Annotated in this window: 14 protein-coding genes; 4 read left to right on the forward strand and 10 right to left on the reverse strand. The window is 65.7% G+C overall.

Features of this window, described 5'->3' with window-relative positions; all coding sequences use genetic code 11:
• Positions 1 to 55: 55 nt before the first annotated feature.
• From KVP10_RS02150 to KVP10_RS02160, 3 genes are all read right to left on the reverse strand, one after another.
• A complete protein-coding gene (locus KVP10_RS02150; RefSeq protein ID WP_217962812.1) occupies positions 56 to 952 on the reverse strand; it encodes an amino acid ABC transporter substrate-binding protein in 897 nt (298 codons plus the stop codon).
• Between the two features lie 435 nt (positions 953 to 1,387).
• The gene (locus KVP10_RS02155; RefSeq protein WP_217962813.1) at positions 1,388 to 1,726 is read right to left on the reverse strand and encodes a P-II family nitrogen regulator; all 339 of its coding nucleotides are present in this window, start codon (positions 1,724 to 1,726) and stop codon (positions 1,388 to 1,390) included.
• Between the two features lie 102 nt (positions 1,727 to 1,828).
• On the reverse strand, positions 1,829 to 3,448 hold the full coding sequence (locus KVP10_RS02160; RefSeq protein WP_217962814.1) for an NAD+ synthase: 1,620 nt from the start codon (positions 3,446 to 3,448) through the stop codon (positions 1,829 to 1,831).
• A gap of 207 nt (positions 3,449 to 3,655) precedes the next feature.
• Here KVP10_RS02160 and argH point away from each other — a divergent pair, with 207 nt between their 5' ends.
• On the forward strand, positions 3,656 to 5,083 hold the full coding sequence (gene argH / locus KVP10_RS02165) for an argininosuccinate lyase (protein WP_217962815.1): 1,428 nt from the start codon (positions 3,656 to 3,658) through the stop codon (positions 5,081 to 5,083).
• A gap of 91 nt (positions 5,084 to 5,174) precedes the next feature.
• Here argH and rlmD read toward each other — a convergent pair whose 3' ends face one another.
• From rlmD to surE, 6 genes are all read right to left on the reverse strand, one after another.
• Positions 5,175 to 6,482 (reverse strand): 23S rRNA (uracil(1939)-C(5))-methyltransferase RlmD, encoded by a 1,308-nt coding sequence (rlmD, locus tag KVP10_RS02170; protein WP_217962816.1) that lies wholly within the window; start codon positions 6,480 to 6,482, stop codon positions 5,175 to 5,177.
• A 145-nt stretch (positions 6,483 to 6,627) separates the two neighbouring features.
• The gene (locus KVP10_RS02175; protein ID WP_217962817.1) at positions 6,628 to 7,278 is read right to left on the reverse strand and encodes a Spy/CpxP family protein refolding chaperone; all 651 of its coding nucleotides are present in this window, start codon (positions 7,276 to 7,278) and stop codon (positions 6,628 to 6,630) included.
• 100 nt (positions 7,279 to 7,378) lie between these two features.
• Positions 7,379 to 8,164: a 3'-5' exonuclease gene (locus KVP10_RS02180; RefSeq protein WP_217962818.1), complete on the reverse strand. Its 786-nt coding sequence runs from the start codon at positions 8,162 to 8,164 to the stop codon at positions 7,379 to 7,381.
• The gene (locus KVP10_RS02185; protein WP_376810918.1) at positions 8,161 to 8,940 is read right to left on the reverse strand and encodes a peptidoglycan DD-metalloendopeptidase family protein; all 780 of its coding nucleotides are present in this window, start codon (positions 8,938 to 8,940) and stop codon (positions 8,161 to 8,163) included. Before KVP10_RS02185 ends, KVP10_RS02180 begins: the two co-directional genes overlap by 4 nt.
• A gap of 86 nt (positions 8,941 to 9,026) precedes the next feature.
• Positions 9,027 to 9,830 (reverse strand): protein-L-isoaspartate(D-aspartate) O-methyltransferase, encoded by an 804-nt coding sequence (locus KVP10_RS02190; RefSeq protein WP_217962820.1) that lies wholly within the window; start codon positions 9,828 to 9,830, stop codon positions 9,027 to 9,029.
• Entirely contained in the window at positions 9,815 to 10,573 is a 759-nt protein-coding gene (gene surE, locus KVP10_RS02195) for a 5'/3'-nucleotidase SurE (RefSeq protein WP_217962821.1), read from the reverse strand. Before surE ends, KVP10_RS02190 begins: the two co-directional genes overlap by 16 nt.
• 112 nt (positions 10,574 to 10,685) lie before the next feature.
• On the opposite strand from surE, the gene plsY reads away from it, so the two are divergent.
• Complete coding sequence (gene plsY, locus KVP10_RS02200) at positions 10,686 to 11,324, forward strand: glycerol-3-phosphate 1-O-acyltransferase PlsY (RefSeq protein ID WP_217962822.1); 639 nt, start codon at positions 10,686 to 10,688, stop codon at positions 11,322 to 11,324.
• A 22-nt stretch (positions 11,325 to 11,346) separates the two neighbouring features.
• Here the strand turns inward: plsY and tsaD are convergent, their stop codons facing one another.
• A complete protein-coding gene (tsaD, locus tag KVP10_RS02205; RefSeq protein ID WP_217962823.1) occupies positions 11,347 to 12,396 on the reverse strand; it encodes a tRNA (adenosine(37)-N6)-threonylcarbamoyltransferase complex transferase subunit TsaD in 1,050 nt (349 codons plus the stop codon).
• Between the two features lie 239 nt (positions 12,397 to 12,635).
• On the opposite strand from tsaD, the gene KVP10_RS02210 reads away from it, so the two are divergent.
• Positions 12,636 to 13,928 carry an NCS2 family permease gene (locus KVP10_RS02210; RefSeq protein WP_217962824.1) on the forward strand — a complete coding sequence of 431 codons (1,293 nt, stop codon included), beginning with the start codon at positions 12,636 to 12,638 and terminating at the stop codon, positions 13,926 to 13,928.
• Positions 13,929 to 14,294: 366 nt separating this feature from the next.
• Positions 14,295 to 14,669: a thioredoxin gene (trxA, locus tag KVP10_RS02215; RefSeq protein WP_217962825.1), complete on the forward strand. Its 375-nt coding sequence runs from the start codon at positions 14,295 to 14,297 to the stop codon at positions 14,667 to 14,669.
• The last annotated feature ends 34 nt before the right edge of the window (positions 14,670 to 14,703 follow it).

Raw genomic sequence — 14,703 nt, forward strand, 5'->3', positions numbered from 1 at the left:
GTGGAATACGACACAGCCCCTTTGAGGGGCTGCGCCGTATATTGCGGAAAGACTATTACTTGTAGACGGCGGGATCGGGCGAGTCGGTCGGGTGGGCGATGACCTTCTTGACCTCGGGCGTCATGGCCCAGTTCAGGTTGACGTTCTTGGGCGGTACAGGCTTGGTGAACCACTTGGCATACAGTGTTGCGACAGTGCCGTCCTTCATCATGGCCTTGACGGCGTTGTCCACCGCGGTCTTGAATTCGGGATCGTTCTTGGGTTCGATCATGCCGTAGGGTTCGATGGTGTAGCCGTCCTTGCTGATCATCCAGTCGCTGGGCTGGTGCGAAGTGGCCACCAGGCCGGCCAGCAGGATGTCATCCATGAAGAAGGCCGCGGCGCGGCCGCTTTGCACCGTCAGGAAGGCCTCGGGGTGATCCTTGGCGGTGATGATGCGCATGCCCAGCTTCTGGTCGGAATTGGCCTGTACGAGCCAGCGCAGGTTGCTGGTGCCGGACACCGACACCACCGTCTTGCCCTTGAAGTCGGACAGCTTGTTCACGTGCGAGGACTTGAGCGCCGCGAAGCGCGTGGCGGTCACGAAAGTGGTGGGAGCGAAGCTGACCTGCTTCTGGCGCTCGGCGTTGTTGGTGGCCGAACCGCAGGCGAGATCGACGGTGCCGTTGGCTACCAGCGGAATACGGGTGGACGAAGTGACGGGCACCAGCTTGATGGTCAGGGGACGCTTCAGGTCTTTGGACAACGCGTCGACGATGCCATGGCAGATATCCATGGAGTAGCCGATGGGCTTCTGGTGGTCGTCGAGGTACGAGAAAGGAATGGATGCGTCGCGATAGCCGAGGGTGACGACGCCGGTCGATTTGATCTTGTCCATGCGGCTGGCCGCCTGGGCGGAGGCCATTCCGACAAAGCCGACCGCGGCGGCCAGTACTAGGGGCATCAACTTCATGAGGTTTCTCCTTTTGGGGCGCTGAAAAGCATACATGCGGAGCGCCGGCCGCGTGACGGCCCATGCGGGCCTCGTATACACATTGTCTCCTGATGAGCCGTCCGCATCCAAGGATGCGGACGGCCCGCCGACTCAAACTGTAACAGTACAGGAATTCTCTGCAACATCCACAATATGCACGATAACTCTGTTGTTTTCTTTAGTGAAATACCCTAATTGTGGAGGATGGGGGTTTGCAATTACCCCCTGTGCGCCCAAGGTTGGCCAGGGTTCGGCCGCGGGCTCCCGAATGGTGCCCGTATTGTTTTTATATAGCCCAAAGTCTCATGCGACACCAGGCAGAGCGCAAGCAAAGGCGCCGCGCAAGAACGCGGCGCCGCAAATCCGCGGCGCGGGCGCCGGCGGGCCCGCAAGACGCCGCAGCCGGCATGGCGCCTACAGCGCGTCGGTGCCGCTCTCGCCGGTGCGGATGCGTATGGCTTGTTCCACGGGCATGACGAAGATCTTGCCGTCGCCGATCTTGCCAGTGTAGGCGGCCTTGACGATAGCGTCGATGGCACCATCCACCATGTCCGCCGGCAGCACCACCTCGACGCGGATCTTGGGCAGGAAATCCACTACGTATTCCGCGCCGCGATACAGTTCGGTATGCCCTTTTTGCCGGCCGAAGCCCTTGACCTCGGTGACGGTCAGGCCGCTGACGCCCATCTCGGCCAGGGCCTCGCGCACTTCGTCCAGCTTGAAAGGTTTGATGATCGCGGCTATCAGCTTCATTGCTTGCTCCATGCTTGCTCCATGATGTATGTGCGGCCCGTCCGGCTCGGGGCGGCCGATGGCCCGTCAGGCTAATTCGGATTGATCGGACGTAGGCATCGGCTATTCGCGGAAACCGTTGGTGATCGGGTAGCGCCAGTCGCGCCCGAAAGCGCGCGAGGTGATTTTCGGCCCGATGGCCCCTTGGCGGCGCTTGTATTCGCTGATGCGGATCAAGCGCACGACCTGGGCTACGGTCTCGGCGGCAAAGCCGGCTTTTTCTATGGTGGCCACCGGCTCGTTGTCTTCCACGTAGCGCTCGATGATGGCATCGAGCACGTCGTAGGGCGGCAGGCTGTCCTGGTCTTTCTGGTCGGGCCGCAATTCGGCCGAGGGCGGACGCTCGATGATGCGGCTGGGGATTACCTCTTGCTCGCGATTGCGCCAGCGCGCCAATTCGTAGACCAGGGTCTTGGGCACGTCCTTGATGACGGCATAGCCGCCGGCCATGTCGCCATACAAAGTGCAGTAGCCGGTGGCCAGCTCGGACTTGTTGCCGGTGGTGAGCACCAGCGCGCCGGATTTGTTGGACAGGGCCATCAGCAGGTTGCCGCGTATGCGCGCCTGGATGTTTTCTTCGGTGGTATCGGCGGCCAGCCCGCGGAACTGCGGCTCCAGGGCCTGCTCGTAGGCCTGCGCCAGCGCGCCGATGTGGATCTCGTCATAGCGCACGCCCAGGCCTTCGGCCATCTGGCGCGCATCGATCAGGGAAATATCGGCGGTATAGCGCGAAGGCATCATGACGGCGCGAACCTGGTCCGCGCCCAGGGCCTCGACGGCCAGGGCCAGCACCAGCGCCGAGTCGATCCCGCCGGACAGGCCCAGCACCGCTTTGGAAAAACCGCTCTTGCCCAGGTAGTCGCGCACTGCCAGCACCAGCGCATTCCAGACTTGTTCCAGCGGCTGCGGCCAGTCGGCCAGGGCCGCGGCCGAGGCCACGGGACGGCCGGCGGCGTCCAGCTCCACCACGGCATGCGCCGGCTCGAACAGCGGCAGGCGCGCCGCCACGCTGCCGGCCGGGTCGAGCACGAAAGAGCCGCCGTCGAATACCAGTTCGTCCTGGCCGCCGACCTTGTTCAGGTAGACCAGCGTCATGCCGGCCACGTGGGGCGCGATGCGTTCGATGCGCTCGCCGTGCTTGCGGGTGCTGTAGGGCGAGGCATTGGGCACCAGCAGCACCTGGGCGCCCTGGCGCCGGGCCAGTTCGGGGGCGGCAGCGAACCATGCGTCTTCGCAGATGTTCAGGCCGAACTTGATTCCCTTTACCTCGAACACGACCGGATCGCCGCCGGGGCGGAAGTAGCGTTTTTCGTCGAACACGCCGTAGTCGGGCAGTTCGCGCTTGAAATAAGTGTGCAGGACGCGCCCGCCGGCCAGCACCGAGGCCGCGTTGTAGAGCAGCCCGCCCTGGCGGCAGGCATGGCCCACCACCACGTGCAGGCCCGGGAATTGCGCCAAGTCGGCGCAGAGGCGTTCGAGTTCGCGGTCTTGCTGCGCCACGAAGGCGGGCCGCAGCAGCAGGTCTTCGGCCGGGTAGCCTATCATCACCAGTTCGGGGGTGAGCAGTATGTCCACGCCCTGGGCATGCGCCCAGCGGGCCGCCTCCAGGATCTGGACCGCATTGGCCTTAACATTACCCACCGTGGTGTTGATCTGGGCGAGCCCCAGCTTTACCGCCGTCATTTCGCTTGGCCTTGTCGTGCAGGAAAATCGAGGTTGAAATTATCGCACGCCCTGCCTGGCGCCTCGTTTGCCCGATCCGCAGGCCCGGATCCGGGCCTGCGGGCCGCCCGGACCGGACACGGGCAGCGGGCCATGGCCGCCGGATTCGCGACGCCGCCGCAAGCCGGACCGGGGGGGCGCCGGGCGCTCCTTTATAATTTCGCCACTATGCCTAAACAAGCCCCTACCCCGCAGCAGGACCAGTTCGCCAACAAAGCCCAAGCCTGGTCCGCCCGGTTTTCCGAGCCGGTATCCGATCTCGTCAAGCGCTACACCGCCTCGGTAGGCTTCGACCAGCGCCTCGCCCGCCAGGACATCCAGGGCTCGCTGGCCCACGCCGAAATGCTCGCCGCCGTGGGCGTCATCAGCAACGAGGACTACGCGGCCATCCAGAAAGGCATGGCAAGCATCCTCGAAGAAATCGACGCCGGGCGCTTCGCCTGGTCGATCGACCTCGAAGACGTGCACCTGAACATCGAAAAGCGGCTCGTCGAGCTGATCGGCGACGCCGGCAAGCGGCTGCACACGGGGCGCTCGCGCAACGACCAGGTCGCCACCGACATCCGCCTGTGGGTGCGGGGCGAGATCGACCATGCGCTCGAGCTGCTGGGCCACATGCGCCACGCCCTGGCGGGACTGGCCCTGGAACACGCCGCCACCATCCTGCCCGGCTTCACGCACCTGCAGGTGGCCCAGCCCGTCACATTCGGGCATCACCTGCTGGCCTATGCCGAAATGTTCGGCCGCGACGCCGAGCGCCTGGCCGACTGCCGCAAGCGCGTCAATCGCCTGCCGCTGGGCGCGGCGGCCCTGGCCGGCACCACCTTTCCCATCGACCGCGAACGCGTGGCCACCACCCTGGGTTTCGACGGGGTCTGCCGCAACTCGCTGGACGCGGTTTCCGACCGCGACTTCGCCATCGAGTTCTGCGCCGCGGCCGCGCTCATCATGATGCACATCTCGCGCCTGTCCGAAGAACTGGTGCTGTGGATGAGCCCGCGCGTGGGCTTCATAGACCTGGCCGATCGCTTCTGCACGGGCAGTTCCATCATGCCGCAAAAGAAGAACCCCGACGTGCCCGAGCTGGCGCGCGGCAAGACCGGCCGCGTCTACGGCCACCTGATGGCGCTGCTCACGCTCATGAAGGGCCAGCCTCTGGCCTATAACAAAGACAATCAGGAAGACAAAGAAGGCCTGTTCGACGCCGCCGACACCATACGCGACACGCTGACCATATTCGCCGACCTGATCGGCGGCATCCGGGTGCGCCCCGAAGCCATGCGCCAGGCGGCGCTGCAGGGCTACGCCACCGCCACCGACCTGGCCGACTACCTCGTCAGGAAGGGCGTGCCGTTCCGCGACGCCCACGAAGCCGTGGCCCGCGCCGTGCGCGCCTGCGAGGACAAGCGCTGCGACCTGTCCGACCTCGCCCTGGAAGACCTGCAAAGCTTCCATTCGGCCATCGGCCAGGACGTCTACGGCTTCCTGACCCTGGAAGGCTCAGTGGCGGCGCGCGCCCACACCGGCGGCACGGCACCCGAACGGGTGCGGGCCGAGGCCGAGCGCATCCTGGCCCAGACCGCCGCGGCGCAATAACCGCCGGCCGGCAAGGCCTGCGCGCCGCGGCCCCGCCGCGGCGCTTTCCATCCGCAAACGGCAGGCACGCCGGGCTGCCGGCGATGCGCCGCTATTCGAATACGGCGATCGACTCGACGTGGCCGGTGTGCGGGAACATATTGATCACCCCCGCGCTCTGCAGCCTGTAGCCGCCTTTGTGGACCAGGATGGCGGCATCGCGCGCCAGCGTGGCCGGGTTACAGGACACATACACGATGCGGCTGGGCCGCTCCTGGGGCTGCAGCTCGGCCAGGGCCTGGGCCACCGCCTCGGCGCCCTCGCGCGGCGGGTCGATCAGCATGCGGTCGAAATGCCCCTGGTCTCGCAGCCACGCGGCATCCACCTCGAACAGATTACAGGTGGCGAACTCGGTATGCCCCGACAGGCCGTGCTCTTGCGCCGCGGCGCGCGCCCTGTCGGTCAGGCTGGAACTGCCCTCCACGCCCAGCACTTCCCTGGCCCGCGTAGCCAGCGGCAGCGTGAAATTGCCCAATCCGCAGAACAGGTCCGCGACGCGATCCGTGGCCTGGACTTCCAGCAGGCCCAGGGCGCGCGACACCAGCACGCGATTGACGGCATCGTTGACCTGGGTGAAATCGGCCGGCTGGTAGCCCATGCGCAGGCCGAATTCCGGCAGCACATAAGACAGCCTGTCGAGGTCGGCGGGCTCGAGCGGATGAATCGTATCGCGCCCCTTGGGCTGCAGCCACCAGCAGACGCCATGCTCGCGGGCGAAGCCGCGCAGCTTTTCCAGGTCGTCGCCGGTCAGGGGCTCGAGATGGCGCAGCAGCAAGGCCGTGGCATCCTCGCCCACGGACACGTCGATCTGCGGAATGCGGTTCGGGGTGGACAAGGATCCGATCAGCCGGCGCAGCGGCACCAGCATGTCGGAAACGTGGCGCGGCAATACATGGCACTCGGTCATGTCGGCCACGTAGCTGCTGTGGCGCTCGTGAAAGCCCACCAGGATGCCGCCCTTCTTCTCGACCAGGCGCACCGACAGGCGCGCCCGATGGCGGTAGCCCCAGGTGGGGCCGTGCAGCGGCGGCAGGATGCGCGCGGGCTTGAGCTTGCCGATATGCCAGAAGGTGTCTTCGAGCACGCGCTGCTTGATGGCGACCTGGGCCGCCGGGTCGACGTGCTGCATGGCGCAGCCGCCGCAGACGCCGAAATGCGGGCACTTGGGGCTGACCCGCAACGGCGAGGACTTCAACAGCCGCTCGATGCGCGCGGTTTCGTAGGACGGCTTGCGCTTGATCACGGCCACCTGGACCTGCTCGAAGGGCAGCGCGCCCTCTACGAATACTACTTTACCGTCGCGGCGCGCGATACCGCGCGCCTCCAGGTCTACGGACTCGATCGCGAGTGCTTCCGGCATTTCTGGCGTTCCAAAACTTTCGAGCCTGGATTTTACAGTCTTAAAAAAGCCGAGGCCTGTGCAGGCGGGAAGAGGATCTTCCAGCTTGCACAGGCCTCGGGCCAGGCGGGCCTAGCCCGCCGGGGGAACAACGCCGTGCGGCGGATCAGGAAGCCGGCGTGGCGGGCGCTTGCGTCGCGGCCGGGGACTTGGGCGCGGCATGACCGTGCCAGCCGCCGTGCTGCGGGCGATGGCGGAACTGCTCGTGATGCCCGCCCTTGTGGCCGTCGGCCCGGCCCTTCAGGTAGGCCGCAACCTGCTTCTGCTGGGTGGCGTCGAGGGCGTCCCAGACGGCCAGCCACTTCTTGGTTACGTCCTGGCGTACGGCCAGCCCCTTCTGCATGGCCGCATCAGACTGCTGCACCGCTGCGTGGGGATCCAGCTTGCCCGCCTTCAGCCCGTCCCAATACTCCTTGCGCTCTTTTTTCATGAGCTCGAAGCGTTCTTTCATTGCCGACTTCTGGGCGGCCTGGGCGTCGGCCACCAGCTTGTTTTGCGTGTCGGTGAGCTTGAGCGATTTCAGCAGGTCGTGGCCCACCGGGCCGTAGCCGGGAACCCAGAGCGCGGCGCGCATTTGATGGTGATGGCGCATGTGGCCATGCCCATGCATGCCCGGCGCAGCCTGGTGTTGGGCGGTCATGGCCGGCCCTTGGGCAGGCGCCTCGGCCGCGGGAGCCGCCATGGCAGCCCCTTGCATGGCAAACGCCGCCGCGACCGCGGCAATGGCGGCCTGCACGGGAGTCTTGAGATATTGCATGATGGTAGTCCCTGTGTTTAAGGAGCTTCCATTGTGCGTTGAGGCCGGTTTCCGATTTGTTTCAGCGCCGGGCCATCGGTTTCAAGCGATTTCACCCGCTTTATTGATGGGGCTCGTCCCAGGCCGCCATGTATTCCCGCCAGTGCGGCTTGTCGCTGGCCTGCAGCGTCTCGCGCACCAGCCGGACTTCTTTTTCGTAGGACGCGGTGTCGAGCTCGCCCTTGAGGAAGCGAAAGCGGCAGTACACCAGCCAGGTATTGACCACGTCGGTTTCGCAGTAGGCGCGCACCTCGTCGGCGCGGCCCTCGGACCAGGCGCGCCAGACCTGGCTGCCGTCCATGCCCAGCTTGCCGGGAAAACCGCAAAGCTTGGCCAGTTCGTCCAGCGGCGCATTGGCGCGGCCGTTGTACTTGGCCAGCAAGTCCATCAGGTCGATGTGGCGGTTGTGATAGCGGCTGATGTAGTTATTGAACTTGAAGTCGCGGTCGTCTTCGCCCGTGTCCCAGTAGCGCGGCGCCTGCACGCCGTGGATCAGGCTGCGATAGTGCAGCACCGGCAGGTCGAAGCCCGAGCCGTTCCAGCTTACCAGCCTGGGCGTATAGCGTTCTATCGTCTTGAAGAAGCCGGCGATCAGGGTGGCCTCGGGGTCGTCGGCCTCGCCCAGCGTCTTGACCCGGAACCCGCTGTCGTCGCGGAACACGCAACCCACCACGGCGACCCGCTGCAAGTGCAGCGGCAGGAAATCGTTGCCGTGGGTCTCGCGGCGCTGGGCCAGCGCCGCTTCGACCACATCGGCATCGCTCATCTCCGGATCGTGCCGATTCAGGCGCCGCAGGCCGGCGGCGTCCGGAATGGTTTCGAGGTCGAAGACGAGGGTCGGGATCATCGCGGCGGCAGGTAGGACAGCGGGTTGACGGGCGTGCCCTTGCGGCGGATCTCGAAATGCAGGCGCGGCGAAGTGGTGTCGGTCTGGCCGAAGGTGGCGATCTTGGCGCCGCGGTGCACCTGCTGGCCGCTCTTGACCAGCAGCGTCTGGTTGTGCGCGTACGCCGTGATGAAGCCGTTGCTGTGGCCGAGCAATATCAGATTGCCCAGGCCGCGCACGCCGTTGCCGGCGTACATGACCTTGCCATCGGCCGCGGCGTAGACGGGCTCGCCCGGCGCGCCGGAGATGTCTATGCCCTTGGTGCTGGCATTGAAGCCCTGAATGATGCGCCCCGAAGCGGGCCAGCCCCAGGTGATCAGGCCGGCATCGCTGGCCTTGGCCGGCGTCTCGGTCTCGGCGCTGGCCGTCGGGGTGACAGGCACGGGCGTGGCCACGGGCGCGGCGCTCGGCGCCGCCGACGCCGAGCCGCTCAGGCGGATGGTCTGCCCTACCCGCAGTTGCGAGGGATCGCTGAGATGGTTCAGGCGCACCAGCGTGGAGACGTCGGTATTGTTGGCCTGCGCGATCTTGTAGAGCGTGTCGCCGGGCCGCACCACATAGGTGCCGCTGCTGGACGCGGCCGCCTCGCCGGGCCCGGCCAGGTCGCTGACCGGCGCATGGGTCGTCCGGGACGCGCAGCCGGCCAGGATGGTCGAGACCAGGACGGCTGCGATCAGCAGGCAGCGCGAGCTGCTTTTGCGATGTTCGACTGCCGGCGCGGCGTAAGGCTGGGACATCCCTGCATGCATATGGCTCTCCTGATTGCTACGATCTGCTACTGCTGTTGCTACATGGTTTTGCGACCCACGGCCGATGCCGGTCGCTACGATTGAATTCCCGCCTTGAGCGGCACAAAACGCACGGCCTCGAGTTCTTCGCGCTGCCAGCTCGCGGACCCGGTCCGCTCCACCAGGATCAGACGTTGCACCGACGCCCCTTCGGGAGCGATCAGGCGGCCGCCCACTGCCAATTGCTCGAGCAAGGCTTGCGGAATTTTAATGCCCGCCGCCGAAATAATGATGGCGTCGAAAGGCGCCACGCCCGGCAAGCCGAGAGTCCCGTCGCCATACGACAGCCGCACCCGGGAAATCAGGCGCAGCGCCCGCAGGTTCTGGCGCGCCAGCTCGTACAGGCCGCGTATGCGTTCGATGCAATGCACTTCTTTGATGAACTGGGCCAGCACCGCGGCCTGGTACCCGCAGCCCGCCCCGACCTCCAGCACCCGGACCGGATCGCGATTCTCGGTTACTGCGGAGATCATGCGCGCCACTACCCAGGGTTGCGAGATGGTCTGGCCATGGCCGATGGGCAGCGCGGCGTCTTCGTATGCGCGGCTGGCCAGGCCTTCGTCGACGAAACTGTGGCGCGGCACCCGCTGCATTGCGTCGAGCACGCGCTCGTCGGCGATGCCCTGCTCGCGCAGGCGCTGGATCATCATGCCACGCGAACGCTCCGAATTCAAACCCAGGTTTGCAATCATTGACACCGGCACGGCCTCGGGCAGGCGCGGCGCGGCCGCGCCCGAAGGCGAGATGCGGGTATTGCTGTTGGCGGCGGAAAAACCGCGCCGGCTCGCACTGCGCCCGTAGCCGCCGGGGAATGGAGCGGGGTTCAGAGGCTTGCGCATAGCGTACCCGCCCAGTCCCGCACGTCGTCGAGGATGCCGTAATCGGTAAGATCCAGGCGCAGCGGCGTGATGGAGACGATATTGTCGGCCACGGCGCCGAAATCCGTGCCCTCGGCCGAATCCGATACATGCCCCACGGGGCCTATCCAGTACACAGGATCGCCGTAGGGCGTGGTGGTCTTGACCACGGGCTCGGAGGGATGGCGCTTGCCCAGGCGCGTGACGCGCATGCCCTGCAGCGCCTGCAAGGACACGGCCGGGATATTGACATTGAGCAGCACCTTGTGCGCGCAAGGCTGCCGGACCTGTTGCTCGATGAGCTGGCGCGCCACGGCCGCCGCGGTGTCCAGGTTGCCCCAGCCTTTTTCGGTGAGGGACAGGGCGATGGACGGCACGCCGAACAGAAAGCCTTCGGTGGCGGCGGCGACGGTGCCCGAATACAGCGTGTCCTCGCCCATGTTAGCGCCGTTGTTGATGCCGGACACCACCAGGTCGGGACGGAAATCCAGCAAGCCGGTCATGGCGACATGCACGCAATCGGAAGGCGTGCCGTTGACATAGTAGTAGCCGTTGGCCGCCTGGCGCACCGTCAGGGGCCGGTTCAGCGTCAGGGAATTCGAGGCGCCGCTGCAATTGGTTTCGGGCGCCACCACGGTCAGTTGCCCAAGGCCGTCCAGCGCCTTGACCAGGGCCTCAAGCCCCGGGGCATTGTAGCCGTCGTCATTGGACACCAGAATACGCATCGCCTTCCCATTGAAATCCCTAGAACCCCAGCGATTGTACCCGGTCGTTTTGGCGTTTTGGGGACAGGCCACGGTAGAATCTCGCACACGTTCCGACCCGGAGTCCCCAGTCATGTCATCTGCAGGCGTCTTTTTTTCCAGCGCGGCCCTGATCGTGCTTTCATACCTGATCGGGTCGATATCCTTCGCCGTGCTGGTAAGCCGCTGCATGGGCCTGCAAGACCCTCGCAGCTTCGGCTCGCGCAACCCCGGCGCCACCAACGTGTTGCGCACCGGCAACAAGACGGCCGCGGCCTTGACGCTGCTGGGCGATGCCGCCAAAGGCTGGCTGGCGGTCTGGATCGTGCTGCGGGTGGCGCCCCATCTGCAACTGCCTGCGCTTGCCATTGGTTTGTCGGCCATCGCGGCCTTCCTGGGGCACGTCTACCCGGTGTTCCTGCGCTTCAAGGGCGGCAAGGGCGTAGCCACCGCCCTGGGCGTGCTGCTCGCGCTGCAGCCCTGGCTGGCGCTGGCCACGGCCGCGACCTGGCTGATCGTCGCCTATGCCACCCGCTATTCCTCGCTGGCTTCCATCGTCGCGGCGATCTTCGCGCCGCTGTACTACCTGTTCGGCGGCAATATCGCCTGGGAATTCGACACAGTGATCTGCCTGTGCATCGTGGTCATCAGCGCGGTGCTGATCTACCGCCACCACGCCAATATCGGCCGCCTGCTGACGGGCAAGGAAAGCCGCATCGGCGGCAAGAAATAAGCCGGGGCGGCGCCCCAAGGACTCAAGCGGCGGTCCGCGCGCACACGTCCTGCAGGTCCCAGCGCGGGCGCACCGTGAAGGCATGGCTGGCGCTGCCCAGGTCCGCCAGGCCGGCCTGCACCCTGAGCGCCGCCGCATAGGCGATCATGGCGCCGTTGTCGGTGCATAGTTCCAGGGGCGGGAAATACACCCGCCCGCCCCGCGCCTGCAAGGCTTGCTCGAGCCTGCGGCGCAGGCGGCGGTTGGCGCCTACCCCGCCGGCAACCACCAATCGGGTGAGGCCGGTACGGTCCAGCGCCGCCAGCGCCTTGCCAGCCAGCACGTCCACGATGGCGGCTTCGGTTGCCGCCGCCAGATCAGTGCGGTCCTGCTCGGACAAGACGCCCTCTTCAGACCGCAGGCTCTTGGAACGCGTCAGCACCGCGGTCTTGAGCCCGCTGAAACTGAAATCCAGGTCGCCGCTGTGCAGCATGGGGCGCGGCAGCTTGTAGCGCGTCGGGTCGCCGTGCTCGGCCAGGCGCGACAGGGCCGGTCCACCGGGATAGCCCAGCCCCAGCAGCTTGGCCGTCTTGTCGAAGGCCTCGCCCGCGGCATCGTCCAGGGTTTCGCCCAATAGTTCGTAGTCGCCCACGCCGCCCACGCGCATCAGTTGCGTGTGGCCGCCCGACACCAGCAGCGCCACGAAGGGGAATTCGGGTCGCGGTTCGGAGAGCAGCGGCGACAGCAGATGGCCTTCGAGATGGTGTATGGGAATGGCCGGCAGGCCGCGCGCCCAGGCGAAGGCCTGCGCCACGCTGGCGCCGACCAGCAGCGCCCCGGCCAGGCCGGGGCCGGCCGTATAGGCCACCGCGTCCAGGTCGGAAAACGACAGCCCGGCCTTGCGCAGGACCTCGTCGGCCAGCGGCAGCACGCGCCGGATGTGGTCGCGCGAGGCGAGTTCGGGCACCACGCCGCCGTATTCCTCGTGCATGGCGATCTGGCTGTGCAGCGCATGGGCCAGCAGGCCCCGTTCCGTGGACACGGCCGCCACGCCAGTCTCGTCGCAGGAACTCTCGAAACCTAGAATGATCATGGAGGGCAAGTTTACAACCGAACCCCGGCAGCAAGCCGACAGACATACAAACCCCGCCCAAACCGTCTTAGAATGGCGATCGGTCGTACCGGTTTGCGCCCACAAGAATCAAAGAACCATTTACATGGGTATGCAGCCGAAGGGAAACAAGGCCCGGCCGCGGGCAGCATGACGCGGCGCGGGCAGCGCCGTAATCCCTCCGATTGCAGCTCCGCATCAACCACTGTCTGGGGAAACACATGCTGCAAAGCTATTTCAGGCTCGACGAGCACGGGACTTCGGTGCGCACCGAAATCCTGGCCGGCCTCACCACATTCCTGACCATGTCCTACATTATTTTCGTCAATCCGGAAATTCTGGCGGGCACCGGCATGGACAAGAGCGCGGTCTTCGTGGCCACCTGTCTGGCCGCCGCGCTGGGCACCTTGATCATGGCCTTCGTGGCCAACTGGCCCATAGGCATGGCGCCGGGCATGGGGCTGAATGCCTTTTTCGCCTTTACCGTGGTCGGGGCCATGGGCTATAGCTGGCAGCAGGCGCTGGGCGCCGTGTTCATATCGGGCGCCATCTTCGTCGTCCTTACCGTCACAGGCATACGAAAATGGCTGGTCGAGGGCATCCCGCATTCATTGCGATCGGCCATAGCCGCCGGCATAGGCCTGTTCCTGGCCATCATCGCGCTGGGCAGCGCGGGCATCGTGGTCGCCAACCCGGCGACCAAGGTGGGCCTGGGCAACCTGACCGCCGCGCCCGCCCTGTTTGCCATCCTGGGTTTCTTCATCATCGCCGCGCTCGACACCCTGAAGGTGCGCGGCGCCATCCTCATCGGCATACTGGTCATCACCGTCCTGTCGATGGTCACGGGCTACAACCAGTTCCATGGCGTGTTCTCCGCCCCGCCCAGCCTGGCGCCGACCTTCCTGAAGCTGGACATCATGGGCGCCCTGCACACCGGCTTCGTGCACGTCATCCTGGTGTTCGTGCTGGTGGAAGTGTTCGACGCCACCGGCACCATGATAGGCGTGGCCAAGCGCGCCGGCCTGGTGCCCGAGGGCAAGCCCAATCGCCTGGGCCGCGCGCTCTTGTCCGACAGCGTCGCCATCGTGGCGGGCTCGTTCCTGGGCACCAGCAGCACCACCGCCTACATCGAGAGCGCCTCGGGCGTGCAGGCGGGCGGACGCACCGGGCTGACCGCGCTCACCATAGGCATACTGTTCCTGCTGTCGCTGTTCCTGGCCCCGCTGGCCGGCTCGGTGCCGGCCTACGCCACGGCCCCCGCGCTGCTGTATGTGGCCGGCCTGATGCTGCGCGAACTCATCGACATCGAATGGAACGACGTGACCGAAGCCGCGCCGGCCGCGCTGGCCTCCATCATCATGCCCTTCACCTACTCCATCGCCAACGGCCTGGCCTTCGGCTTCATCAGCTATGTGGTGCTCAAGGCGGTGACGGGCAAATTCAAGGACATACACATGGCTACGCTGCTGGTTGCCGTGCTGTTCGTGATCAAGTACGGGTTCTTCCCCGGCTAAAGGCTGCGCGGGCCCATGGGCCCGCAATTCCGCTTGCGGCGGCACGGCTGCGGGACGGCCCGGAGCACAGGGCCACCAAGCCATCGCGCCACGACACGATTGCACTGTGGCGTAATGGCCGCACAAGGCTGCGAAACTTCAGCTCTGCGGCTTCACAAGCCGCGCCCACGCAGGGCCTTGCCGCAACGGCAAGCGCGCAGCGGCGTCCTGTCTCGCTGTTGCAACCAGAAACAAGCAAATTCCCCATCTACGGGTAAACAATCAATCGAAAATAATTGCAAAGGCTGTACACTCGGCTTTCCCTTTCTTTTATTGACACCAATGTGTGCGCCGCGCAGCCCGGCCAGCCATTGGTTCGCCCCGCCCATGACCACCATCAATCTGGACAAACACACTTTTCAGGCTGCGATCGGCAGCAGCCAACCCTTGATCGTGGACTTCTGGGCCCCATGGTGCGGCCCCTGCCGCAATTTCGCGCCGGTCTTCGAATCGGCCGCCGGCAAGCATCCGGACATCACTTTCGCCAAGGTCAACACCGAAGAACAACAAGAATTGGCTGCGGGCATGAATATACGCTCCATTCCCACGCTCATGGTGTTTCGCGAACAAGTGCTGCTGTACTCGCAACCCGGCGCCCTGTCCGGCAGCCAGCTCGAAGAACTGATCACCCAGGTCAAGGCGGTGGACATGCAGAAGGTGCATGCCGAGATCGCCGAACAGGAAAGCCGCCAGGACGCCTGATCCCCGCCCGGGCGCAGCCCGGCACGGGTGCAAT

The sequence above is a fragment of the Candidimonas humi genome (assembly GCF_019166065.1).
Classification (GTDB): Bacteria; Pseudomonadota; Gammaproteobacteria; order Burkholderiales; family Burkholderiaceae_B; genus Candidimonas; species Candidimonas humi.